19 protein-coding genes and 1 pseudogene are annotated in these 23,438 nt (G+C 54.2%); 5 read left to right on the forward strand and 15 right to left on the reverse strand.

All coding sequences use genetic code 11. The annotated features are described in order from the left end of the window. Window position 1 precedes the first annotated feature (1 nt). Window positions 2-208, forward strand: coding sequence for a hypothetical protein (locus EBAPG3_RS15625; RefSeq protein ID WP_040851568.1), 207 nt, complete (start codon window positions 2-4; stop codon window positions 206-208). Window positions 209-210: 2 nt separating this feature from the next. On the opposite strand, the pseudogene EBAPG3_RS06580 reads toward EBAPG3_RS15625, so the two are convergent. Beyond that, a pseudogene (locus EBAPG3_RS06580) lies at window positions 211-435 on the reverse strand (Tn3 family transposase); the annotation flags it as partial. 366 nt (window positions 436-801) lie between these two features. On the opposite strand from EBAPG3_RS06580, the gene EBAPG3_RS06585 reads away from it, so the two are divergent. Then, window positions 802-2,253 (forward strand): bifunctional 2-methylcitrate dehydratase/aconitate hydratase, encoded by a 1,452-nt coding sequence (locus tag EBAPG3_RS06585; RefSeq protein WP_004175716.1) that lies wholly within the window; start codon window positions 802-804, stop codon window positions 2,251-2,253. 47 nt (window positions 2,254-2,300) lie between these two features. Here the strand turns inward: EBAPG3_RS06585 and EBAPG3_RS06590 are convergent, their stop codons facing one another. Beyond that, entirely contained in the window at window positions 2,301-3,707 is a 1,407-nt protein-coding gene (locus EBAPG3_RS06590; protein ID WP_004175709.1) for a hypothetical protein, read from the reverse strand. Window positions 3,708-3,719: 12 nt separating this feature from the next. Further along, entirely contained in the window at window positions 3,720-4,445 is a 726-nt protein-coding gene (locus EBAPG3_RS06595; RefSeq protein ID WP_004175707.1) for an esterase/lipase family protein, read from the reverse strand. Window positions 4,446-4,980: 535 nt separating this feature from the next. Between EBAPG3_RS06595 and EBAPG3_RS06600 the strand changes: the two genes are divergently transcribed. Further along, window positions 4,981-5,745 (forward strand): SDR family oxidoreductase, encoded by a 765-nt coding sequence (locus EBAPG3_RS06600; protein ID WP_004175703.1) that lies wholly within the window; start codon window positions 4,981-4,983, stop codon window positions 5,743-5,745. 174 nt (window positions 5,746-5,919) lie between these two features. Beyond that, complete coding sequence (locus tag EBAPG3_RS06605) at window positions 5,920-8,751, forward strand: aconitate hydratase (protein WP_004175700.1); 2,832 nt, start codon at window positions 5,920-5,922, stop codon at window positions 8,749-8,751. Between the two features lie 105 nt (window positions 8,752-8,856). Here the strand turns inward: EBAPG3_RS06605 and EBAPG3_RS06610 are convergent, their stop codons facing one another. The 9 genes from EBAPG3_RS06610 to EBAPG3_RS06650 all read right to left on the reverse strand — a co-directional run bounded on the left by EBAPG3_RS06610 (window position 8,857) and on the right by EBAPG3_RS06650 (window position 18,350). Next, window positions 8,857-9,633 (reverse strand): Crp/Fnr family transcriptional regulator, encoded by a 777-nt coding sequence (locus tag EBAPG3_RS06610; RefSeq protein ID WP_004175699.1) that lies wholly within the window; start codon window positions 9,631-9,633, stop codon window positions 8,857-8,859. Between the two features lie 1,011 nt (window positions 9,634-10,644). Next, window positions 10,645-11,475: a pantoate--beta-alanine ligase gene (gene panC, locus EBAPG3_RS06615; RefSeq protein ID WP_040851564.1), complete on the reverse strand. Its 831-nt coding sequence runs from the start codon at window positions 11,473-11,475 to the stop codon at window positions 10,645-10,647. 14 nt (window positions 11,476-11,489) lie between these two features. Then, window positions 11,490-12,281, reverse strand: coding sequence for a 3-methyl-2-oxobutanoate hydroxymethyltransferase (panB, locus tag EBAPG3_RS06620; protein ID WP_004175695.1), 792 nt, complete (start codon window positions 12,279-12,281; stop codon window positions 11,490-11,492). A gap of 10 nt (window positions 12,282-12,291) precedes the next feature. Next, a complete protein-coding gene (locus EBAPG3_RS06625; protein WP_004175694.1) occupies window positions 12,292-12,933 on the reverse strand; it encodes a deoxynucleoside kinase in 642 nt (213 codons plus the stop codon). 5 nt (window positions 12,934-12,938) lie between these two features. Next, window positions 12,939-13,439: a 2-amino-4-hydroxy-6-hydroxymethyldihydropteridine diphosphokinase gene (gene folK / locus EBAPG3_RS06630; protein WP_004175693.1), complete on the reverse strand. Its 501-nt coding sequence runs from the start codon at window positions 13,437-13,439 to the stop codon at window positions 12,939-12,941. A gap of 4 nt (window positions 13,440-13,443) precedes the next feature. Next, complete coding sequence (gene pcnB, locus EBAPG3_RS06635; protein ID WP_004175692.1) at window positions 13,444-14,844, reverse strand: polynucleotide adenylyltransferase PcnB; 1,401 nt, start codon at window positions 14,842-14,844, stop codon at window positions 13,444-13,446. A gap of 29 nt (window positions 14,845-14,873) precedes the next feature. Next, a complete protein-coding gene (locus EBAPG3_RS06640) occupies window positions 14,874-15,659 on the reverse strand; it encodes an ABC transporter ATP-binding protein (protein ID WP_004175691.1) in 786 nt (261 codons plus the stop codon). A 196-nt stretch (window positions 15,660-15,855) separates the two neighbouring features. After that, window positions 15,856-17,964 carry an ATP-dependent DNA helicase RecG gene (gene recG, locus EBAPG3_RS06645; protein ID WP_004175688.1) on the reverse strand — a complete coding sequence of 703 codons (2,109 nt, stop codon included), beginning with the start codon at window positions 17,962-17,964 and terminating at the stop codon, window positions 15,856-15,858. Then, window positions 17,961-18,350, reverse strand: coding sequence for a Rid family detoxifying hydrolase (locus tag EBAPG3_RS06650; protein ID WP_004175686.1), 390 nt, complete (start codon window positions 18,348-18,350; stop codon window positions 17,961-17,963). Before EBAPG3_RS06650 ends, recG begins: the two co-directional genes overlap by 4 nt. A gap of 343 nt (window positions 18,351-18,693) precedes the next feature. Between EBAPG3_RS06650 and murA the strand changes: the two genes are divergently transcribed. After that, a complete protein-coding gene (gene murA / locus EBAPG3_RS06655) occupies window positions 18,694-19,944 on the forward strand; it encodes a UDP-N-acetylglucosamine 1-carboxyvinyltransferase (RefSeq protein WP_004175684.1) in 1,251 nt (416 codons plus the stop codon). Between the two features lie 52 nt (window positions 19,945-19,996). On the opposite strand, the gene EBAPG3_RS06660 is transcribed toward murA, so the two are convergent. From EBAPG3_RS06660 to ettA, 3 genes are all read right to left on the reverse strand, one after another. Continuing rightward, entirely contained in the window at window positions 19,997-20,911 is a 915-nt protein-coding gene (locus EBAPG3_RS06660; protein ID WP_227869279.1) for a formylglycine-generating enzyme family protein, read from the reverse strand. Between the two features lie 196 nt (window positions 20,912-21,107). After that, window positions 21,108-21,599, reverse strand: a complete 492-nt coding sequence (locus EBAPG3_RS06665; protein WP_040851562.1) for a retropepsin-like aspartic protease family protein — start codon at window positions 21,597-21,599, stop codon at window positions 21,108-21,110. A 95-nt stretch (window positions 21,600-21,694) separates the two neighbouring features. Then, window positions 21,695-23,359, reverse strand: a complete 1,665-nt coding sequence (gene ettA / locus EBAPG3_RS06670; RefSeq protein ID WP_004175679.1) for an energy-dependent translational throttle protein EttA — start codon at window positions 23,357-23,359, stop codon at window positions 21,695-21,697. Window positions 23,360-23,438: the final 79 nt, after the last annotated feature.

Below are 23,438 nucleotides of genomic sequence, written 5' to 3' on the forward strand. Positions count from 1 at the left end.
AATGGCGATTGGCCCAATTGACTTTTTGCAGGATATCATTGGCCTTGGCAGTCCAGACAAACGGCCTGGGGGAGTGGTTATGCATGGCGATGTATTCCTTGATGGCAGCGTTGAGTTCCGGGACGCTGCGGAACACGCCACGGCGCAGACGGCCGGTGATGATATCGGGGGTCAGTTCAAGAAACGGAAATTACGCACGTTAAGGTGAACTCAAGCCGGAATAGCCAGTGTTATGACTGGCCGTAAGGGCCGGAATTTGCCCTTCGTCACCCGCTTGTTGGCATGCCATACATAGTCTCCGGTCAGATTGATGTGTTCCCATCCCAACGGTGAAACATGGGGCAAAAGCGCTTCATCGACACTTTTGTGCTGGCGCAGCGCTTCAATCGCTTTCTCCAGGTAGATCGTATTCCACAACGTGATAGCTGCCATGACCTGCCCCACGTATTAGCTTCATGAGATAGTAGAGTCCGATTCTTGGAAAAGGAGCGAACCATGATGAAGCGATTCAGTGAAGAACAGATTATGACTGGTATGGTGGACGAAGGGCAGTGGGCCGGCGTCGGAAGGCGCGCTCTTCCGTCATGAGAATGACGACACTACAGGAGATATAATCGAAAGGTGCGTTCAGGCGAGCACCGGATGAAGGCTCAACGTGGATAGGCAGACACGGTGCGGTCATCAACGGCTCGGAATATTGAGATTGCCTGCCGCTTATCTATTCAGGAAGATCAATGGATTCCCGCTTTTGCGGGAAAGACGATGTTCGCTGCTGGATGGCTGACCCTATAATATGTGACTATGTCATACCATATCTCCAATATTCGCCCCCAGCCCGATCACGTGCTGGTGGACATTGCCGATTATGTCGCCAATCGCGAGATTCAAGGTGGCCTGGCTTACGATACCGCGCGCAACTGCCTGATGGACTCGATTGGTTGTGCGATGGAAGCGCTTACTTATCCAGCCTGTACCAAATTGCTTGGACCGCTTGTTCCGGGTACGACTGTGCCCAATGGAGCGAGAGTTCCCGGCACCCGATTTCAGCTTGATCCGGTGCAGGCTGCATTCAATATTGGCACCCTGATCCGCTGGCTTGATTTCAACGATACCTGGCTTGCCGCCGAATGGGGGCATCCGTCGGATAATCTGGGTGGCATACTTGCTGTGGCGGACTGGTGTGCGCGCAACGCGGTGGCTGCTGGAAAAAAACCGTTCACGATGCGCGACGTGCTGACCGCCATGATCAAGGCACATGAAATCCAGGGCTGCCTGGCATTGGAAAACAGCTTCAACAAGGTGGGGCTGGATCACGTAGTGCTGGTGAAAGTGGCTTCCGCTGCAGTGGTGACGCATTTGCTCGGTGGCGGCCGCGATCAGATTATCGATGCCCTTTCGCAGGCGTGGGTGGATGGACAATCGCTGCGCACCTATCGCCATGCGCCCAATACCGGTTCACGCAAATCCTGGGCTGCGGGAGACGCCACCAGTCGCGCGGTCTGGCTCGCGTTGATTACGCATAAAGGCGAAATGGGTTATCCCTCGGCACTCACCGCTAAAACCTGGGGATTTTACGACGTGCTGTTCAAGAGCCAGCCATTCCGGTTTCAGCGGCCCATTAAACAGTGGGGGTCATACGTGATGGAAAACATATTGTTCAAGATTTCATTCCCTGCCGAATTCCACGCGCAGACAGCGGCGGAGTGTGCGATGCAGTTGCATCCGCGCATCAGTGAGCGGATCGACGAGATCGGGAAGATCACCATTCGGACACATGAGGCGGCGATCCGCATCATCGATAAGAAGGGGCCACTCAACAATCCAGCCGACCGGGATCATTGCATCCAGTATATCGTTGCGGTATCGCTGATTTTCGGGCGGCTTACCGCTGCCGATTATGAGGATGCCGTGGCGGCTGACCCGCGCATCGATAAGATGCGCGCTAGAATCATCTGTGTCGAAGACCCGCGATTCACGCAGGATTATCACGATCCTGAAAAACGTTCCATCGCCAATGGTGTTACGGTGGAATTCAAGGATGGCGGCAAACTGGATGAGGTCGTGGTGGAATATCCCATTGGGCATAAGTTTCGCCGCAATAAAGGCATTCCGCTACTCGAAGAAAAATTCAGAGCCAATCTCGCGCGCCGGTTTCCAGCCAGGCAACAAAGTACGATCATTAACCTCTGTCTTGACCAGCCGAGACTGGAAGCAACACCCGTCAACGAATTTATTGACATGTTTGTGATTTAAGCCGGATGTTTCATCCTCGAATGCGTTTCCGGCAAGTGAGGGAAATCTTAGTCTGATTCACGCACTTTCGTATCTGAACTGGCAGCGTTTTCTCCCTGAGCGGTATTTACATCGAGCAATATTTTAAGTGCCGTGAGTTTTACCTTCCACGACGGAACTGCCGCGGGGTCCATCGATAAACCTGATACGAGTTGTTCCACCCCATCCACGTGCGCAGACTCACAGGCGGACAGAAAATGCCGCAACTCGTCGCTACTGCCAATACCGGTGCGCCGGGCAAAATCCGGATAATCCTCGCGCAGGTGCGCTGCAAGCCAGGCCTGATCTATCCATTGCCTTAACTGATTGTAGGTGAAGCAGGTACGCACGGCCAGATCCACAGCATCGGCATTGCAGAGATTCTCAATGTTATCAAAACCTTCCCGCTCCAGTCTCAATTCATGGGCGTAACTCATCCCGGCGAGCATGGAAAGCGGCAACGCACGGTAATTGTCGCCGGGAATGTTCCTCATCACTTTGAGCACAACGCGCTCAATGGCCAGTGCGGCCCGTTTTGGATAAAAGCCAAAGAAAAAGCTCAAAACAGGAAGCAGGCTAAGGCTTGCGGGTATCGCTGAACCTGTTTCATCCGGGTTGTCTTTCAAGTCTTTATTGGCGGGCGGGGCGTCAGCGGTGGATGAAGATTCAGCGGCATTATTATTGGCGGATGTGGCAACTCGCGCCGCAGCGGGTCTGGAGTCTTCAGGAAAAGTGAAGTTGAAGACGAAAGAAAGAACCAGCGCCAGTATGCTCGCGACGATCATGCGGATGGCGCCATCGACGAAAGTGTGAGAGGTCAGATCCAGCGTGAAGTATGCGCGGGTAACCGAGCCGATGAAATAAATATAGGCACCGAGGAAACCGTACTGGAAAGCGGTCAGATTGCGGACGAGATGGGAATAATACGCCTCCGGATTTTTCCCGAATAGTTCGGCGAAAGGCCCCATGGTCAACATATTTGCACCCAGACTGAAGTCCACGCCTCCGTCCGCCGAGGGAACAGGTTTGAACAGCAACAGGATGCAAATGCCGAGCAGCACAATGGTGGTGGTCAGCCAGACACTACCCCGATAGGTGCTGAAGGAAGCCCGGTGCCCCATCCTTCTGCGGATTTCGCTACGGCGCTCAGCCGGGACTTCGCGCTGGAGCTGCCGCTCTTTGCGGTTGGTCATGCTCTGTATATAGGTTAAGGCGAGAGATGGCACGACCAGGACGGCCAGAAGCGCCATGATCAGGTTATATTGAAAAAATACTGGGTCAAACCAGTGCGCCACGGCGCGGAAATCATGGTACTTGACGTCGTCGGGTCCCAAGGCGGATTCCAGCCCAAGACCCACGATAAGAAGTGTCGGCACCAGAAACACCAGCCAGTCGTACCACGGCATGCTCCACTTGTTTCCCTCGGTCTGATCCATGTATATCCTCCTTCAGCTTGATTTGCCTGCGGCCGTGGCTATGGCTTCGATAGCGGTCCGGGTCCAGAAATCAAGATGGTCGAAAGGTCGGCCGGTCCGCCTGTTCGGCAGATCGAGGCTCCACCCGAGCAATTCGATGTGATCTGTGCGCAGGACGCCGCGGAATTCTCCCCATTTTGCCGATTCAACCGGCACCAGGCCATCGTTGGCCTGTGGAATTGCCCGTCCAAAGTATCGTAGCCAGAATGGCTGTTCATCAAGTGGGCGATGGCCTGCATAGGATGAGTAGACGACGTCGGAGCGATCCGGGATCGGTGCGGCGGAACGGGCTTGGGGAGTCAATTCATTCAAACCGGGATGGCCGAGGTGCCGGATCCAGGCTGGAATCAGTCCGCCTGATTCGAGTATCCATATTGCCAGCGGTGTGCCATGATGTGGCGTGGCAATGGTAAGCAGACTTTTCACACGCCGGTCCGGGTCAAGATGGGTAATCAGGTGACGGGCATCCAGGCCTCCCATGCTGTGCGCCAGCAACGCAAAGGCCGGGGCGTCATTGCAGAAAAGCTGCTGCGCGAGCGCTTCCGCACGTTCGACTATAGTGCCGGCAGGCGGCACTTCCGGTATGAGAGGAGTAATATGCACCCGGCGCAACGCATGTTCAACGCCGCGAAAGTACTCGATCGGTCCGCGACGCGAAAAACCAAGAAAACCATGCAACAGAGCCAGCGTGGGGGCCATAAACAATGCTCGCTATAAGGTAATCCATCGGATGGAACGCGCAAGCCCGAAATAGCGGTGACAAGGCGCATTTGCGCAAGATGGCCACGTTGCGCGGCAGCAGCCGTTCTTTTTTCATATTATATGATTTTTCGGATTTGCGCGTTGTTTAGTCGTGCCAGCAGTCAGATAAGCATGGAAGTCGATTCCTGTGAATGCTACGATGATAACTTCAATGCGTACGTCACTTTTGGAAGTCATGATTTAATAGCCTCTGCACAGTTTATGGCGATCCAGCATTGCGCTTTTATATCTTGCCAAGCGCAATCCGGCCGAGATCCAGGTCATGGCTTGATAGGTCGTTTTGTGTGGAGTTTTGATGACTGCGATTACTCATCCTGTATAGGCGCCAGGCTGAGGAGGGATCATGGGCATTTAATTTGAAGCAGGAAATTTGCGACAGGAAAATACAGCTACTCGCCTGTCGAGGTGAAGCGATCATGCTAAACAGACACATTCAGTCAATTAAGACACTTAACCCAATTCGCATTAAAGAATGAAGGTGAAGAAACACTATGACGTAAAGGGCAAGATAGCTCTTGTCACGGGCGCAAATCGCGGAATAGGCAAGGCAATACTTGCCGCTTTTTTGCATAATGGCGCGGCAAAAATCTACGCTGCGGTTCGCAATTTGAACTCCGTTATTCCGATTGTCGCCCGCTATGGCGACAGGGTGGTTCCGGTTCAACTGGACCTGACCAAACCCGAAACTATCATGGCCGCCGCGGAGACAGCGAGGGACGTCCAGGTGGTGGTCAATAACGCAGGCGTCTTTATCGCTTCAACCCCGATGGATGGCGATGCTATCAATTCGCTTGAGCGAGGAATGGAAATCAATGTATTGGGCCTTATCCGCATGGCGCAAGCCTTTGCCCCCGTTCTCGAGAGAAATGGGGGCGGGGCGTTTGTGCAACTTAATTCGATTGCGTCGCTGAAGTGCGCTTCCAGCTTTGCAACGCATTCCGCTTCCAAAGCTGCTGCCTACTCCATCACGCAGGCGCTGCGTGATTTGCTGGATCAGCAGGGTACGGTGGTTCTGAGCGTACATCCCGGTCTTATTGCGACTGACATGAGTGATGCCGCGGGTTTGGGCGGGATTGCCGAGCCTGCCTCGCTTGTCGGCGAGGGTATCGTCACCGCATTGAAAGCGGGAAATTTCCATCTTTTCCCCGACTCAATGGCCAAGCGGATCGGGAGTGCCTACCAGCATTTTTCCGAGAACGTAATCGAAGCTGATATTTCAGAATATCGATCCCATTAAAATTTAAAATTGAAAAGCAAATATAAAAATATTGAATGCCTCTTCAATTGAGAAGAGGTTGAAGGGGGGCAGGGAGTTTTTCAGAGACCCTGGTGTGATCGTGGCAATGATCTTCCCCGTCGTTATGGTTTTTAATTTTCGCGATATGGAGCACTATTTTGAAGGAGTATCATCATGACGCATAACCTGTTCAATACGCGAAAAGTGTTTCCTCTTGCCGCCGGCAAGAAAGCAAAGTTCTATTCTCTCTCCGCCCTGGAAACATCGGGTGTGGGCAGGATTTCGCGGTTGCCGGTTTCCATTCGGATCGTGCTGGAATCAGTCTTGCGCAATTGTGACGGCAAGAAAATCACCGAAGCCCACGTGCGGCAATTGGCTAACTGGCAGCCCGACGCCGCGCGGACGAGTGAGATTCCCTTCGTTGTGTCCCGGATCGTATTGCAGGATTTTACCGGCGTTCCGCTCCTCGTGGATCTGGCGGCGATGCGCAGCGTGGCAAAAAAGATGGGCAAGGATCCCAAGCTCGTTGAACCGCTGGTGCCGGTCGATCTGGTGGTTGACCACTCGGTGCAGGTCGACTACTACGGTGATAAGCAAGCGCTCAATCTCAACATGGAAATTGAATTCCATCGCAATAATGAGCGCTACCAGTTCATAAAATGGGGTATGCAGGCATTTGATACATTCAAGGTGGTCCCCCCCGGAATCGGTATTGTGCATCAGGTGAATCTGGAATATCTTGCCCGCGGCGTGCACCAGAAAGACGGCGTGGTGTATCCGGATACACTGGTTGGCACCGATTCGCATACCACCATGATCAATGGCATTGGTGTGGTTGGGTGGGGTGTTGGCGGGATCGAAGCGGAAGCCGGAATGCTGGGGCAGCCGGTTTACTTTCTTACGCCGGACGTGGTGGGGGTGAATCTGACGGGCCAGTTGCGTGGCGGTGTTACCGCCACCGATCTGGTGCTCACTGTTACCGAGATGTTGCGCAAGGCCAACGTGGTGGGCAAGTTTGTCGAATTTTTTGGTGAAGGCACCGCATCGCTGCGGGTACCCGATCGCGCCACGATCGCCAACATGGCGCCTGAATATGGCGCCACCATGGGTTTCTTTCCGGTGGATGATGCCACCATCGAGTATTTCAGGGGTACGGGGCGTAGTGAAGAGGAAGTCACCATGCTTCAATCCTACTTCAAGGCCCAGGGACTGTATGGGATTCCCCGCAGGGGGGACATCGATTACACGCGTGAACTGGAGCTTGATCTGGGCACAGTCGCGCCCTCGCTGGCCGGACCGAGGCGCCCACAGGACCGTATCGAGATCGGCAATATCAAATCCAGATTCATCGAACTTTTCGCCCAGGCCATTATGGAAGGTGGTTATGGCAGAAAGGCAACGGATCTGAGTCAAAGTTATCCAGTGCGCGGCTGCGATGACCGCCATAACGACATGGGAGCCATCACTGGCAGCTCAAGCCGACATGCGGTGCGACCGGGCACCGAAAGGAATATTACGGAGATGGTCGACAACCGTCCGATACTGGCAATGGAAGCAGCGCCATTATGTATACCGGAAGCCCCGTTTAATCTTGGTCACGGCGATATTCTGATCGCAGCCATCACATCATGTACGAACACCTCGAACCCCAGCGTGCTGATTGCCGCCGGGCTGCTGGCAAAGAAGGCGGTGGAAAAAGGGCTGACAGTGAAGCGACATATCAAGACGTCGCTTGCTCCCGGATCACGCGTGGTGACGGAATATCTCAGCGCTACCGGTCTGCTGCCATATCTTGAGAAACTTGGCTTTAATCTGGCAGGCTATGGCTGCACAACCTGTATCGGCAACTCGGGGCCCTTGTCGGAGCCGATCGAGGAAGCTGTGGTGACAAATGATCTAGTGTGTGCCGCAGTACTCTCGGGCAATCGCAACTTCGAGGCACGAATTCACCCCAGTATTCGCGCCAACTTTCTTGCATCTCCGCCGCTGGTGGTGGCATACGCCATAGCGGGCACCATGCTCAAGGATTTGATGACCGAGCCGCTGGGCCTTGGCAAGGACGGCAAGCCTGTCTGGCTCGGTGACGTCTGGCCGAGTGAGGACGAAATTCATGGGCTGATGAAATTTGCTGCCAACGCGGAAACGTTTCGCCGCCTCTACAGTAATCTCACCAAGGATCATCCATTATGGAACGATATCTCATCGGTTTCGGGGCAGGTATATGACTGGCCGAAATCCACTTATATTGCCGAGCCGCCGTTTTTCCAGGATTTCTCCATGCAGCCGGGGCAACCTGGCGGTATACGCAATGCGCGTGTGCTGGGCATATTCGGCGATTCTGTAACCACCGATCACATCAGTCCCGCCGGCTCCATTAAGGATACCTCACCCGCAGGCCAATACTTGCTTGCAAGCGGCGTTTCGAAGGCCGATTTCAATAGCTACGGGGCGCGCCGCGGCAATCATGATGTGATGATGCGCGGCACTTTTGCCAATGTACGGATCAAGAACCTGGTGATCCCCGGCAGTGAAGGGGGCATCACCCTGCATCAGCCGGATGGCCGGCAAATGAGTATTTATGATGCCGCCATGGAGTATATTTCTGATGGCGTGCCGACGGTGGTATTTGGAGGAGAGGAATACGGCGCTGGCTCGAGCCGTGACTGGGCCGCGAAAGGAACCCAGCTACTCGGTGTCAAGGCAGTAATCGCCCGCAGCTTTGAGCGTATACACCGGAGTAATCTTGTTGGCATGGGTGTATTGCCATTGCAATTCAAGGAAAATGTCAGCGCTCAATCACTGGGTATCAAAGGCGATGAGCAATTCGACCTTCTGGGTCTGGATGTTATTCGTCCGCAACAAGGGGTGACATTGGTGATTCATGGCAATGATGGTTCGCGCCGCGAAATCGATTTATTAAGCAGGATCGATACGGCAATCGAGGTAGACTATTACATGCACGGCGGTATATTACCTTACGTTCTCAGGGAACTCATGAGGGCGTGAAATGGAGAATGGGATTCGTTTAAGCGGCCAAGCCGGACTACACAGCTCAAACCAGGATCAGGGGGAGGGCGAATCTGGCTTTTGCTGGATAGTCCGGGGTTCTCCTCAGTTTACAGTCCAGAGTTCTTTGCTGACGCGGCGTTTAGCGGCTGCAGGCGCGGGATCGGAAAGCGGGCGATATGGTAACAGGCGCTCGTATTCATTGTTCACCACCGCATAACATTCGCATACGCAACCTTCCAGCTCTTCGCGATCCAGAACGGTGATATGACCGCGGCTGTATTGAATTGCTCCGATCGTTTGCAGCTTAAGCGCCGCCTGGGTCACGCTTTCCCGGCGGACACCCAGCATGATCGCTATCTGCTCATGCGTCATTTGCAACTCGTTGCCCGACAATCGATCCAGGCTCATCAGAAGGAAGCGGCCCAGCTGTTGCTCTATATTATGGTGCCGGTTGCATACCGCATTCTGCGCGGTCTGAGTAATCAGGGCCTGGGTGTAATGCAACACCAGGCGTTGAAATTTGCCGCGTGAGTCGAATTCTTTTTTCAGGATATCCGCCTTGATTCGATAAGCGTTGCCCGCGCTCTGTACCACAACCCCGCCGGGCATGCCGCCACCCCCCAGGAGAGTCGAAACACCGGTAAGCCCCTCGTTGCCAATGATTGCAAGCCGCACCGAAGTCCCATTTTCCACGCCGTACACAGGCGCAAGGATGCTGGTGGCCGGAAAATACAAATGATTAATCAAAGTGCCAGGTTCATAAACCACTTGTCCCAACGACATGAGTGCGGGTTCAAGATACGGTAGAAGTCTCGCGTAATCTTCCGCAGGCAGGGCCGCAAGAATCCGGTTTTGCTTAGGGCTTTGCAGTGGAAACATAATGAAAGTACCTCCATATGTTATTGCTGTTTTGCCAAAGTCAATCCTTCGACCATGACGCTACTGAGACAGGCTAAAGATCGATCCGGACAGTCAGTCAACTGCGCCGGATCAATATGAGTGCAAAGTGTCTTTGGTACGATATTTCCATTTATCCCATTGATCGCCCCCGTGGATTGAAGGTTATGAGATTGAATGTTATGAATCGCAAATTCAGGGCTTCATTGCCAGGATTCCGGCACTTGGTGCATCATTGATTCGAGCGACATCCTTCAAGAGATAAAGCATTTATCATGCCAGGATTAATTGTTATATAAAACAGTCGATTAATATATAAGGTGAAAGACAGTCGCCCATTACTGTTGCTGCTCAGCAACGCTAAATCAATGAAGTAATATAAGTGATTGATAACAAATTGATAGTTTGTGTCGCCAAATAGCGACGGATAAAACTGGAAATAATATCAATATGTTGTATAGGAATGATGTTCTGATTCCCTATCCTGATTGGATCCATCAGAAATGGAGTGGCAGGCCATCTCGAATCGCGGGCAGACAAGGGATGTAACAAAGTGATAGGGCATTGTGGAGTCCAGTCGTCCCGTCACTTCGGCAGCGGACGAAGCCACGCTTTCCGATTGGGTCGCCGCCGGGGCCGGGATGGGAGCTCTCCGGGGCTTGGGTTTGGGTAGAGGCGAGCGTGGACCGCTCGTGAGGATGTGAGCCCATTATGACTTGGGGATATTCCTCTCCCTTCTATCATCAACCTCCACCATCCATCAGGGCGAGCTAACAGAGAGTTTGATCGGGCGCGCGACGAGCGATGCCAATGTTGTTCGGGCGCCAGTCGGTTCCGGATGCCGGTTTCTTAAGTTGTGGCGGCAGGGTATCGCGCGCTGTCCTGGAAGCGATCCCTGCCTGATAGGGGGTGCCGGTTCAGGGTCAATTTCCAGCCCGGCAAGGACGACATGTCATGTCGTTTTACCAGTCTTCCATTAGCCCCGGTTCCGATTCATACCGATATCTCCAGGTTATCTATTAACCGGGTTTTACCCAGCCGTGCAGCACCCAGCACCACCATATCGCCATCATCCTCTCGGGCCGGATTCAGCGTATCGCGTTGCCGCACCGCGATGTAATCCGTTTTCCAGCCATGAGCATCGAGGTCTTCTTTTGCGTTTTGCCGCAACCCACGAAAATTTCTATTGCCGTTCTCTATTTCCCATTTGATTTGCGATAAAACTCGATAAAGCCGTAGTGCTTCGACACGTTCCTCGTTAGACAGATAGCGATTACGGGAGCTCAACGCCAGGTTATCCGATGCGCGCACGGTTTCACCCCCTATAATTTCCAGAGGCACATTGAATTGCCGTACCAGTTCACGCATGATATGCAACTGCTGGTAATCTTTTTTTCCGAAAACCGCTACATGAGGTTGCACGATATTGAAAAGTTTCAGTACGATTGTTGCAACTCCGCGGAAAAATCCGGGACGAAATTCGCCTTCCAGCGTATTCGCTATGGGCGGAGGTTCCAGCATGAACTCCTGTCGCACGGGATAGAGGCTTTTTTCACCCGGCGCGAATAATACATGAGTGCCTTGCGCCTTCAATAATTCGCAGTCATCCGCCAGAGTACGGGGATACTGGTCAAAATCTTCTGCCGGTGCAAATTGCAGGCGGTTGACAAAAATGCTCGCCACCACGCAGTCCGCTTCTTGTTGTGCGATACGGATCAGCGACAGATGGCCTTCATGCAGCCCGCCCATGGTGGGAACGAAGGCAATGGAAGATTCATGCCTGAGGCGGCTGCGCAAGGATGAAATCCCGGTGATGATTTCCACTCTCTATCCGCAATTCAGAATGCGTGCTCAGGTGTCGGAAACTCCCCGGTTTTGACTGATTTGACGTAATTTGCCAACGCCTCCTGGATGCTGCCTGCACCGATCATGAAATTCCTCATAAATCGGGCTTTCCTGCCGGAATAAATACCCAGCATGTCATAAAGCACCAGTACCTGTGCCGAACAATCTATGCCGGCGCCAATGCCGATGGTAGGGATGGAAAGTTTCCTGGTAACTTTCTTGGCGAGCGCAGCGGGAACAACTTCCATCAGCAACATACCCGCTCCCGCCTTTTCCAGCGCAACTGCGTCGTCCAGTAATTGCTTTGCCTGGTGATCTGTTTTGCCTTGCACCGTGTAGCCGCCCAGTTGATTCACCGATTGAGGTGTCAAACCGATATGAGCGCAAACCGGGATACCGCGCCGGGTCAGGAATTCAACCGTTTCCGCCATGATGCTGCCGCCTTCGATCTTGACCATATTGGCGCCTGCGGCCATGAGTTCGGCGGCATTCTCAAAAGTATCTTCCGGCGCCACCTGAGACGTACCGAACGGCATGTCTGCCATGATGAACGCTTTGCTTGACCCGCGTGCCACACAGCGCGTGTGATAGATCATGTCATCCAAGGTGACGGGGAGGGTAGTCTCTTCCCCCTGCAGAACATTGCCCAGTGAATCGCCCACTAGCAGGATATCGACCCCGGCATTTTCCAGCAGTGCCGCAAAGCTTGCATCGTAACAGGTGAGGATGGCAATTTTCTCGCCATCGTCACGCATTTTCTGTAAAGCACCTTGTGTGGTACGCATGAATGGACTCCTAGATTCCACGATTGAAATATTCCCGGGGACTGCGCATCTGCTCGAGTTGCTGCAGCAATAGATCGAAATCTTCTTGGCTATCGACAAAATTGAGATTTTCGCTATTGATCATCATGACCGGCGCATCCTCATATTGATAAAAGAAGCGAGTATAACTTTCAGCCAGCCGCCATAGATATTCCTGAGAGATGTTCTTCTCGAACGCATTGCCGCGCCGCTTCACCCGTTCAATCAGTGTGGCGGGAGAAGCTTGTAAGTAAATCACCAGGTCGGGCGGCGACGCCTGGGGTTGCAAGTGACGATAAATTTGCTGGTACAGCTCATACTCGGCATCGCTCAGCGTGAGCCTGGCAAACAGCGGGTCTTTGTCGAGCAGGAAGTCGCTTACCATTACCCGGGTAAACATGTCCATTTGCGCAAAGCTCTGCAATTGATTCGTTCGCTGGAACAGAAAAAATAATTGCGTTGGCAGGGCATAGCGGGAAATGTCGCCGTAAAACTTTTCAAGAAATGGATTTTCACCGGGTTTTTCCAACAGCAGGGTGCCATTCAGATGATCTGCCATGCGCTGCGCCAGACTCGTCTTGCCTACGCCTATCGGACCCTCGATCGCAATGTGGCGGTATTTTTCCAGCTTCATTTATTTTATTCCCGTTCCACCCATTGCCCCGTGCATGCGGCCAGCAACTCGATAACCGTTCCACGTCCCGGAAGGCGGCAATCCGGCGCAATTTCGAGAAGCGGTTGCAATACGAATACACGCTGATGCATGCGTGGATGAGGCAGGATCAGATCGTGCTCGTCGCATTGCAGGTCGTCATACATCAGCATATCCAGATCGAGCGTTCGCGGCCCGTTGGGGTATTTGCGCACGCGCCCGTGGGAGTGCTCGATTTCGAGTAGCCCCTGGAGCAGGCCGTGCGGATCGAGAGCGGTTTCGATTTGCGCCACTGCATTGATGAAATCAGGCTGATCAAGCCACCCCACCGGCGCGCTGCGATAAAGCGCGGAGCGTCTCAGCAGGCGGCATGCCGGAAGCCGCGCCAGCTCATCAAAGCCCTGCCGTACATGGGACGCCGGATCATCCAGATTGCTGCCTAGCGCAATAAAAGCCTGGTGGGCCGGCTGTGATACCATAAATGACATTAAGCTAATCCACCATGTCCGTGGCAATCCCGCCTTCTGCCGCCACGCTGGGTACGGGTTTGTGGCGGCTACGGCTTCTTTTCCGCTTCTTTTGCGTTTCGTCCTTGAGCAGCATGGCTTCGCGTTCGCCGGAACCGGCGTGCTGGAATGCCTCCCACCACTTGCCCAGCTCCATGTCTATCTCGCCACTTTCGCAACGGAGCAGCATAAAGTCATACGCGGCCCGGAAGCGAGGGTGCTCCAGCAAACGAAATGGCCTGCGGCCTGATCTGCCGGTGAAACGCGGCTGCATGGCCCAGATTTCCTTCATGATGGCATCGTAACGGTGCGGAATCGCGAGTTTCTTATTTTGCACCGCCAGCACATCATCCATTGCTTGGTGCAACGCGGGAATCATCTTTTCTCCCGCGGTTTGCCGGTTATTCCATGCCGCCAGCACTTCGTGCCACAACAGCGCCGCGAACAGGAAGCCGGGAGATACCGGCTTTTCCTGCTGTACGCGTTCGTCGGTGTTCTTGAGCGCGAGGGTGATGAAGCGCTCACCCAGCGGTTGTTCCAGTATCACGTCCAGCATCGGCAGCAAACCATGGTGCAAGCCGCGTGTGCGTAAATCGATCACACAGGCCAGGGCATGACCGGACAGCAGCAGCTTTAACATTTCGTCGAATAGGCGCGAAGGTGGCACGTTCTGCAACAGCGGAGCAAGGTCGCCGATGGGCGCGGCGGTGTCCGCGTCTATCTGCATATTCAGCTTGGCCGCGAGCCGGACTGCCCGCAACATTCGTACCGGGTCTTCCCGGTACCGCCGCAAAGGATCACCGATGATACGCAAGCGCTTCGCCTGGATATCTTCATAGCCGTTCAGGTAATCCCAGATCTCTTCATGGACGGGATCAAAAAACAATGCGTTGACAGTAAAATCGCGCCGCTTTGCGTCCTCTTCCTGGCTGCCGAATACATTGTCCCGCAGCAGGCGTCCATGTTCGTCAGCATGCACGCTGGCTGGGGATCCATCGTTCTCGCCGGCTTGCGTGTCGCCGCGGAAAGTCGAGACTTCCACCGTCTCGGCACCGCACATCACGTGCACCAGGCGGAAACGACGGCCGATAATGCGTGAGCGGCGGAAAATAGCACGCACTTCCTCAGGCGTAGCATTCGTGGCAATGTCAAAATCCTTCGGGTCCAGCCCCAGCAGCAAGTCGCGTGCCGCACCGCCGACGACGAAAGCGGAGTACCCGGCTTCCTGCAAGCCCGAGGTAACTTTTAGCGCACAGGGATTGATATGGTCGCGCGTAATGCCATGCTGCTTACGCGAGATGACGTGTACTCCAGCGGGAGGGCGGGAGGCGGAAACGGGAATGGATACCTTGCGGCCAAAAACGCGGTGGAGAAATTTACGGATCATTACGAAATTTGAAAAGCATCAGGAGCGGATTATACACCCGGCATCGTTTCCGGTACGAAATGGCGGCCATTGTTCATAACGATTTCCTTGATATTGCATTGGTAAAGCGCTTCAAGATTGGACTGGTTGAGTGTCTCTTCCGAACTTCCGCGAATAGTGTGGCCATCATCAAACAGCATCAGAACATGATCGCAGAAACGGCTCGCCCAGCCGATATCGTGCAGCACCATCACCACCGCGCTACCTTGCCTGGCCAGTTCGCCAAACAGCGTCATGGCGAGAAGCTGGTGGCGCAGATCCAGATGTTGCAGCGGTTCATCCAGCAAATAACATATGGGTGACTGCGCGAGCAATAAAGCGATGCGTGCGCGTTGGCGCTCGCCACCGGAAAGCGTGATGAGCGGCCGGTGGGCGAGGCTGGTCAATTCCATGCGCTCAATGGCGTGGAGCGCCATGTCCTGGTCAATGGCATCCCAGCCAAATATATTTTTGACATGAGGATAGCGTCCCAGTAATACGTATTCGGATACACTGCCCCAGAACTCACCCGGTTCTTCCTGCAACAGGATGCCGAGATTACGCGCAAGCTCGCGCCGGGGCCAGGTTTGTGGCGGTTTCCCCGCCACCATAACGGAAGACTCATTTTCCCTGTCGACGCGGCGCAAGCCCCCTAGCGCGTGTATCAACGTCGTCTTGCCGCAACCATTCTGGCCGAGTATGGCCCAGCATTCGCCCGGTCCAACAGTCAGGCTCAAGTTACGGCACAGTAGCTTGCCAGGATATTGGAGCGTTAGATCGAGGGTTTGTAGAATCATTCCGAACCTGATAGCCGCACGGCAGCAAATTCCCCATGAATGGGCAGGCAGAATGATGTAAAGTCTCTTTGAATCATAACAAAATGAAATACAAATGTTCAATCGCCGTATTCAGGATCATTCATTGATATCCGGCCCAAAAATCTATCCTCGCCCCGCCATTTTTTTGCTTCGATTCTTTGGGGCCGACAGACTGCTAGACTCGCAGGTATTCGCTTTTACGCCCTAGCCAGCGATGAAGATGTCGATTAGCAGCTTCCGGGTGGTCGCGGAGCAATTCTTCGGCGACGGTGCGGGCGTCGTCGAGCAAGTCTCGGTCATATTCCGGATCGGCAAAGCGCAGCATGGGCACGCCGCTCTGGCGCGCACCCAGAAACTCCCCCGGACCGCGGAGCCGTAAATCCTGGCGCGCGATCTCAAAACCGTCGTTATGTTCGAAGATGATTCGAAGCCGCTCTTGAGCGGTGGTGGACAAGGGCTTCTGGTACAGCAGTATGCATATGCTGGCTTCCGCACCCCGCCCCACGCGCCCTCGTAACTGGTGCAATTGGGATAATCCCATGCGCTCCGCATGCTCAATCACCATCAATGAAGCATTGGGTACATCGACACCGACCTCGATTACCGTTGTGGCAACCAGCAGCTGGATTTCACCTTTCTTGAATGATTCCATGACCGCCGATTTTTCCCGGGCAGAGAGCCGGCCGTGCACCAGCCCAATTTTCAAATCCTGGAAAGTCAGGCTCAACGTTTCATGCGTTTCCTGCGCTGTCTTGAGTTGCAAAGCTTCGGACTCTTCAATCAGCGGACAAACCCAGTAGGCCTGTTTTCCGGCATGGCAAGCCTCCCGGATACGTGCAGTCACTTCATCGCGGCGGGTATCCGCAACCAATTTAGTCGTCACTTCGGTTCTGCCCGGAGGCAGCCCATCAATCACCGATACATCCAGATCGGCATAGTAGCTCATCGAAAGCGTGCGCGGAATGGGTGTTGCGCTCATCATCAATTGATGCGGCACCGCATCTGCGTGAGTACCTTTCATCCTCAATGCCAGCCGCTGATGCACGCCGAAGCGGTGTTGCTCGTCGATAATGGCAAGTCCGAGCCGGTCGAATTCCACCTGCTCCTGGAACAATGCATGAGTACCAACGGCAAGCATGGCGCGACCTTCGGCGATATCGGCGAGTGCGCCCTCCCGTTGTTTTTTTTTCTGACTGCCGGATAGCCGGGCAATCGTGATACCCAAGGGGGCAAGCAGCGGTTCCAGCCAGCCTGAAAGCTTCTGATAGTGCTGCTCGGCCAGGATCTCGGTGGGAGCCATCAAGGCGGCCTGGTAATCATTTTCAACTGCCTGCAACATCGCCAATGCGGCGACGATGGTCTTGCCGCAGCCCACGTCGCCCTGCAACAATCGCTGCATTGGATGACTTGCGGCAAGATCGCGGCTGATTTCGGCGAGTGCCTTTTTCTGGCCGCTGGTGAGCTCGAAGGGGAGTGATTGAAGCAGCGCCGTGGTCAGTTTGTTTTTATTGAGCAGGAGGGGGGCGCTCTGACTGCGGCGCTGGCGATAATGCAGACGCATCGAGAGTTGTTGCGCCAGCAGTTCATCGAACTTGATCCGCCGCCAGGCCGGATGCTTGCGCTCCTGCAATAAAGCGGCTGATGCGTCCGGCAAGGGTTGATGCAGAAAAATGATGCTGTCCCTGAAGCCTTGCAATCGATAATGCCGTAAAAACGTACCGGGCAGGGTTTCCGATAGATGGCTTTGCGGGTCCCCGCACTCCACCAACCGCTGCAGCGTTTGCAGGATCAGCTTGCGTATTGTTCCAGAGGCGAGGCCCGCCGCAACCGGGTAGATTGGTGTCAGCGCGTCGGCCAGTGGTTCGCCTTCGCGCACGATGCGGCATTTGGGATGGACCATTTCGACACCGAAAAAACCTGGACGCGCTTCTCCCAGCAAGCGTACCCGTGTGCCTGCGGCATACGCTTTTACCTGGCTGCCATAAAAATTGAGGAAGCGCATGAAAAGTATGCCGCTCCCGTCTTCCACCTGGCATACCAGCTGGCGCCTCGGTCGATACATGACTTCACTGTGGATAATGATGCCTTCAACCTGCACCGTCCTGTTTTCGGGAAGGTCGTTAATGGGATAAAGATGCGTTTCGTCCTCATAGCGCAGCGGCAAATGCAGCAACAGATCGAATTCGTCGGTAATGCCAAGCTTGGCGAGTTTTTCTTGCACTACCCTGGTAACAAAACAAGTGACGGCACCCGGCGTGGAATCGTTACGGGTGTTATTCTTCACTCCTGCAATACCATTACCGCATCCATCTCCACTAATGCCCCGCGCGGAAGCGCCGCCACGCCTATCGCCGCTCGCGCCGGATAGGGCGGGTTAAAATAGCTCGCCATGATTTCGTTTACCCTCTCAAAATTGGCAAGATCGGTCAGATAGACATTCAGTTTAACAATATCGCTCAGATTGCCACCACTCGCGGCCGCCACGGCTTTCAAGTTCAGAAAGACCTGCTGGATTTGTCCCTCCACCCCTACCACCATCTGCATGGTAAATGGGTCCAGCCCGATCTGGCCGGAAAGATAGACGGTATTCCCCCCGTCGACGCGTATCGCCTGAGAATAGGTGCCGATGGCTTGGGGCGCGTCGCCAGTTTGGATCGTCTTTTTTTTCATTTGATCTCCTTTAAGTGATTGAATGCCGGCCTGACGGCGCCAGGCAAAGTAGAACGTTTGCAAATATGGATTTGTAAGAGTGGCCTTTGCGATATGATGAAGGGAACGCACGCATATTTCAATCGCTAAAACCATGACCGATAATCAGTACAGAAAATTTGGTTCCGGACAGCTCATTTTGGCATCTTGTTGCGTCGCGGGGAATTCAGGGCGGAGTCTAAAGGATTTTATTGACATACCTGGATTTATACAGTGATCCCCTGATATCGCGAAATTCTTACCCGAACTCGTACCAGTCGAGGAGCGGGCTGGGATGGATTTATACTCATAACATCGATAACTCATGCAAAAACTCATCATCCAGGGTGGCGTACCTCTTTCCGGCGAAATTCGTATTTCCGGCGCAAAGAATGCCGCATTGCCCATTCTATGCGCTTCTCTGCTTTCCGGTGAAACGCTGACCATCGAGAATATTCCATATCTCAACGACGTAACAACGATGCTGAGTCTTCTTCGGCAAATGGGCGTTGCCATTGCGCCGGGCGACAAAAAAACGGAGTTGACCGCCGCCCATCTTTCCAATCTTGTTGCACCTTACGAGATGGTGAAAACCATGCGCGCCGCGATCCTGGTACTGGGTCCCATGCTGGCGCGCGCGGGTGCAGCCAGGGTATCGCTGCCCGGCGGCTGCGCTATTGGTTTGCGCCCGGTTGACCAGCATATCAAGGGCTTGCAGGCTATGGGCGCGGAGATTGATATCGAACATGGTTATATTCACGCACAAGCGAAACGTCTCACCGGCGCGCACATCGTCATGGATATTGTCACCGTTACGGGAACTGAGAACCTGATGATGGCGGCAACCCTGGCCGATGGAACAACCGTGCTCGAGAATGCGGCACGCGAGCCGGAAGTACTGGATCTGGCAAATTGCCTGATTGCGATGGGTGCGAAAATCCATGGCGTCGGCAGCGATATCATCACAATCGAGGGCGTCGACAAGTTGCATGGCGCTACGTATCGCGTCATGGCGGACCGCATCGAAACCGGTACATTCCTGGTGGCGGCTGCCGCCAGCGGTGGTGAAATTCATCTTACGGAAACACGCTCCGATACACTCGATGCGGTACTCGACAAACTGATGGAGGCGGGGGCCGCCATCGAATCAGGTGAAGACTGGATACACCTGAAAATGAATAACCCATTGAAATCCGTAAATCTGCGAACCGCGCCCTATCCGGCTTTTCCCACCGACATGCAGGCGCAGTTCATGGTATTGAACAGCGTTGCCGCCGGGACCGCGATCATTACCGAAACCATATTTGAAAATCGCTTCATGCATGTGCAGGAATTGAAACGCATGAATGCCGATATTAAAGTGGAAGGCAACACAGCCGTGGTGTGTGGTGTAGCCAGTCTTGATGGTGCCAATGTCATGGCTACCGACCTGCGCGCTTCCGCCAGCCTCGTTCTGGCTGGACTGATCGCGAAGGGCGAAACGGTCATTGACCGTATTTATCACCTTGATCGCGGCTATGAGCGTATCGAGGACAAATTGTCGTTACTGGGGGCGAGAATCAGACGTACAGTCTGAGGTATGGATATTCCTCGGGTGAGGAGGGGACCATGCGTTTAGTTACCCTGTTTCAGGGGATTGTCATGGCGAGACGAAATCCCAGATAACGCATCCGTTTCGTCGTATCAAACCAGTTGCGCGTCGTAGCCCGCATATCCTGTGGTCTGTGATTCCACGAACCGCCATAAAACATGCGTTTTGCGCAATTGCCTTGCCAGCAGGTGCCGGTCCATTGCCATACATTTCCCATCATATCGTACAGGCCGAAAGCATTCGGCTTGAAGCTGCCCACAGGCGCAGTCCTTCGATTGTCCCACTCGCTTCCGCAGCCATCGCAATTCGCATGATTACTTCCGACATCATCGCCCCAGTAATATTCGGTGGTCGTCCCGGCACGCGCGCCGATTTCCCACTCCTCGGCACTCGGCAGGCGGTAGGCCTTACCGGATTTTCCTGACAGCCATTGAATATAGGCTTGAGCATCATTCCAGTTCACGTTGATCACCGGTCTTTTTCCGCGTCCCCAGCCGTTATCCGCAGGCTGGTATCCGCCACAACCACCGTCCGCCACGCAGGCATCCCACTCTTCGAAGGTTACAGCGAACTTGCCGATGGCAAATTTATAACCTGGAATGGATATTAATTCGGGGCAGTCAGTACATGCTTTATTCCCTTCAGCCTGCTTCTTGCCTCCAGACGGTGGCCGCTCGCCATCATGCCGCTCAACTTTTCCGTCGAGTTGTGCCAGCCGCCGGGCTTCAAGCTTGTGGAGCAGGGTCTCGCTTATTTCAAGGTTTTCCTCAAGTAATGCCTCGTCGACTGCACTGATGCCTTCCGATGACTTCAGCTCTGCCATCTCCGCTGGTATTTTCGTACTCAAGACGTTCACCTCGCGTCCGTGCGGTAGCGTGGAGGCGACCGAACGCGCTTCCGCGAATCCTGAAAAGATCAGGATAAGCAGGCAGGTATAACAAACTGAGTTCATGAATGTCATTCTAAAAACAGGATTGGAAATTTCAATGTGTTTCCGTATAAGCATATCGGGGGAGCGGCCGGTGCCTACATGGTAGCCGATGCTAACCGCGTATGGCGAGAAATTGCTGTCAGGCGCGGTAAGCTTTGTACAGTCCGGACTGCCTGTCCGTGAAGCTCTCGGAGATTCAGGCTTGATACCTGCCAGACTATTTAACCTTGACTCGCAGCACCATTTTATCATTCGACTGGACCACTTCCACCCTGCGCAAGAAGTTTTGTCCAAGCAATGCGATGTCGCCGTGTATGCCGATGCCTACACTAAGACCTTCCACCACGATGCCTCCCGCTTCAATCGTTTGCCCGGCAACTATTTCGCCCATGACCGTACCATTTGCGGTCACAAAATTAGCAGGTATACCCCTGGGAAGACGGGCATTCCGCGCGATCTCATGACTGATGGATATCGTGCCGGCTCCCGTATCCACCATGAAATCCACAGGGTAACCGTTGATTGCGCCCCGCACATAGTAATGGCCGTCGCGTGATCTGGGAATCACTACTTCTCCGCTACCCAACTCCATGCTGGCGACCGCGATCGTTGGCTTCTGGCGGGCGTCAAAGTATAGGTACATCACCCCGGAGATAGCGATCCAGATCGCGAGGGCGGTGAAATGACCCCAAGGGGTGCGGCTACTCATCGTGATTACGGGGTTTTTCTATTCTGCCGGCCAAAGCAGATGGCACGAGTGGCGGGTAAATTCCACCGGTATCCAGGATAACGCAAATCAGCGTGTCACCGGTTGATTGGCTTATACCGGATTCGCTTCGGTTTTGCGCCTTCCTCACCCAGCCGCTTGCGTTTATCGGCTTCATATTCCTGGTAATTGCCGTCGAAGAACGTAACCTGCGAATTGCCTTCAAACGCGAGGATGTGGGTGGCGATGCGGTCGAGGAACCAGCGGTCATGCGAAATGACCAGCACGCAGCCGGCGAATTCCTGCAAGGCATCTTCCAGCGCGCGCAGGGTTTCCACATCGAGGTCGTTGGAGGGCTCGTCCAGCAGCAGGACGTTGCCGCCCGAAATAAGCGTTTTGGCCAGATGCAGCCGTCCGCGCTCACCGCCGGAGAGATTGCCGACGATTTTCTGCTGATCCGCACCCTTGAAATTGAAACGGCCGATGTAAGCACGCGCGGGCGTTTCGTATCTGCCGACAGTAAGGATATCCTGGCCGCCCGAGATGGTATCGAACACGGTTTTGCCGCTTTCCAGCGTATCGCGCGATTGATCCACGTGCGAGATTTTGACGGTCGTGCCGATTGCAATTTCGCCGGAATCCGGCTGTTCCTTCCCCGTGACCATGCGGAACAGGGTGGATTTGCCCGCGCCATTCGGACCGATAATGCCAACGATGGCACCAGGCGGCACCTTGAAGCTCAAATTATCGATCAGCAGGCGATCGCCATAAGCCTTGGAAACATTCTTGAATTCAATAACGTCGTTACCGAGTCTATCCGCGACGGGAATGAAAATTTCCTGCGTTTCGTTGCGCTTCTGGTATTCCTGTGAGTTGAGTTCTTCAAAGCGGGCAATACGGGCTTTGGATTTTGCCTGTCGTCCCTTGGGGTTTTGCCGCACCCATTCCAGTTCCTTGTGGAGGGCCTTCCGACGTGCGGATTCCGTCGATTCTTCCTGTTTCAGGCGGTTTTCTTTCTGTTCAAGCCAGGAACTGTAGTTGCCTTTCCATGGAATGCCATGACCCCGGTCAAGCTCCAGAATCCACTCGGCGGCGTTGTCGAGGAAATAGCGATCATGCGTGACCGCCACCACCGTGCCAGGGAAGCGGGTGAGAAATTGTTCCAGCCAATCCACCGACTCGGCATCCAGATGGTTGGTCGGCTCATCCAGCAATAGCATGTCGGGCCTGGATAGCAGAAGTTTGCACAGGGCGACGCGGCGTTTCTCGCCACCGGAAAGATTTTTGACGACGGCATCCCATTCGGGCAAACGTAGCGCATCGGCGGCGATTTCAAGCTGCTGGCCGCCGTCTCCCCCGCTGGCGGCAAGGATGGCTTCCAGCCGGACCTGCTCGGAAGCCAACGCTTCGAAGTCGGCGTCCGGCTCGGCATAAGCGGCGTAGACTTCTTCCAGTTTCTGCTGCGCGCTGAACACCTCACCCAGTCCCTCTTGTACGGCCTCGCGCACGGTCTGCTCGGGATTAAGTTGCGGTTCCTGAGGGAGATAGCCGATCTTGAGATTTGGCATCGCCGTCACCTCGCCTTCAATATCCTTGTCCACCCCCGCCATGATTTTCAGCACGGTGGATTTGCCGGAACCGTTCAGGCCAAGCAGTCCTATCTTTGCGCCGGGAAAGAAGCTGAGGGAGATATCCTTGAGAATCGTGCGTTTGGGCGGGACGACTTTGCCCACGCGATTCATGGTAAGTACATATTGGGCCATAGGTAGCTGTCAGCGTAAGTAAGATTGAATGTCCAAGTTTAACCCATGGAAGCGCTACGCATAAGATCTTTGTCACCAA

It is taken from the genome of Nitrosospira lacus (genome assembly GCF_000355765.4).
Taxonomy (GTDB): domain Bacteria; phylum Pseudomonadota; class Gammaproteobacteria; order Burkholderiales; family Nitrosomonadaceae; genus Nitrosospira; species Nitrosospira lacus.

Bases quoted from the DNA above. Each gene is read 5' to 3' on its own strand.
- EBAPG3_RS15625 (WP_040851568.1), top strand. From the start codon at position 2: ATGGCGATTGGCCCAATTGACTTTTTGCAGGATATCATTGGCCTTGGC.
- EBAPG3_RS06585 (WP_004175716.1), top strand. From the start codon at position 802: ATGTCATACCATATCTCCAATATTCGCCCCCAGCCCGATCACGTGCTG.
- EBAPG3_RS06590 (WP_004175709.1), bottom strand. From the start codon at position 3,707: ATGGATCAGACCGAGGGAAACAAGTGGAGCATGCCGTGGTACGACTGG.
- EBAPG3_RS06595 (WP_004175707.1), bottom strand. From the start codon at position 4,445: ATGGCCCCCACGCTGGCTCTGTTGCATGGTTTTCTTGGTTTTTCGCGT.
- EBAPG3_RS06600 (WP_004175703.1), top strand. From the start codon at position 4,981: ATGAAGGTGAAGAAACACTATGACGTAAAGGGCAAGATAGCTCTTGTC.
- EBAPG3_RS06605 (WP_004175700.1), top strand. From the start codon at position 5,920: ATGACGCATAACCTGTTCAATACGCGAAAAGTGTTTCCTCTTGCCGCC.
- EBAPG3_RS06610 (WP_004175699.1), bottom strand. From the start codon at position 9,633: ATGTTTCCACTGCAAAGCCCTAAGCAAAACCGGATTCTTGCGGCCCTG.
- panB (WP_004175695.1), bottom strand. From the start codon at position 12,281: ATGCGTACCACACAAGGTGCTTTACAGAAAATGCGTGACGATGGCGAG.
- EBAPG3_RS06625 (WP_004175694.1), bottom strand. From the start codon at position 12,933: ATGAAGCTGGAAAAATACCGCCACATTGCGATCGAGGGTCCGATAGGC.
- folK (WP_004175693.1), bottom strand. From the start codon at position 13,439: ATGTCATTTATGGTATCACAGCCGGCCCACCAGGCTTTTATTGCGCTA.
- pcnB (WP_004175692.1), bottom strand. From the start codon at position 14,844: ATGATCCGTAAATTTCTCCACCGCGTTTTTGGCCGCAAGGTATCCATT.
- EBAPG3_RS06640 (WP_004175691.1), bottom strand. From the start codon at position 15,659: ATGATTCTACAAACCCTCGATCTAACGCTCCAATATCCTGGCAAGCTA.
- EBAPG3_RS06650 (WP_004175686.1), bottom strand. From the start codon at position 18,350: ATGAAAAAAAAGACGATCCAAACTGGCGACGCGCCCCAAGCCATCGGC.
- murA (WP_004175684.1), top strand. From the start codon at position 18,694: ATGCAAAAACTCATCATCCAGGGTGGCGTACCTCTTTCCGGCGAAATT.
- EBAPG3_RS06660 (WP_227869279.1), bottom strand. From the start codon at position 20,911: ATGAACTCAGTTTGTTATACCTGCCTGCTTATCCTGATCTTTTCAGGA.
- EBAPG3_RS06665 (WP_040851562.1), bottom strand. From the start codon at position 21,599: ATGAGTAGCCGCACCCCTTGGGGTCATTTCACCGCCCTCGCGATCTGG.
- ettA (WP_004175679.1), bottom strand. From the start codon at position 23,359: ATGGCCCAATATGTACTTACCATGAATCGCGTGGGCAAAGTCGTCCCG.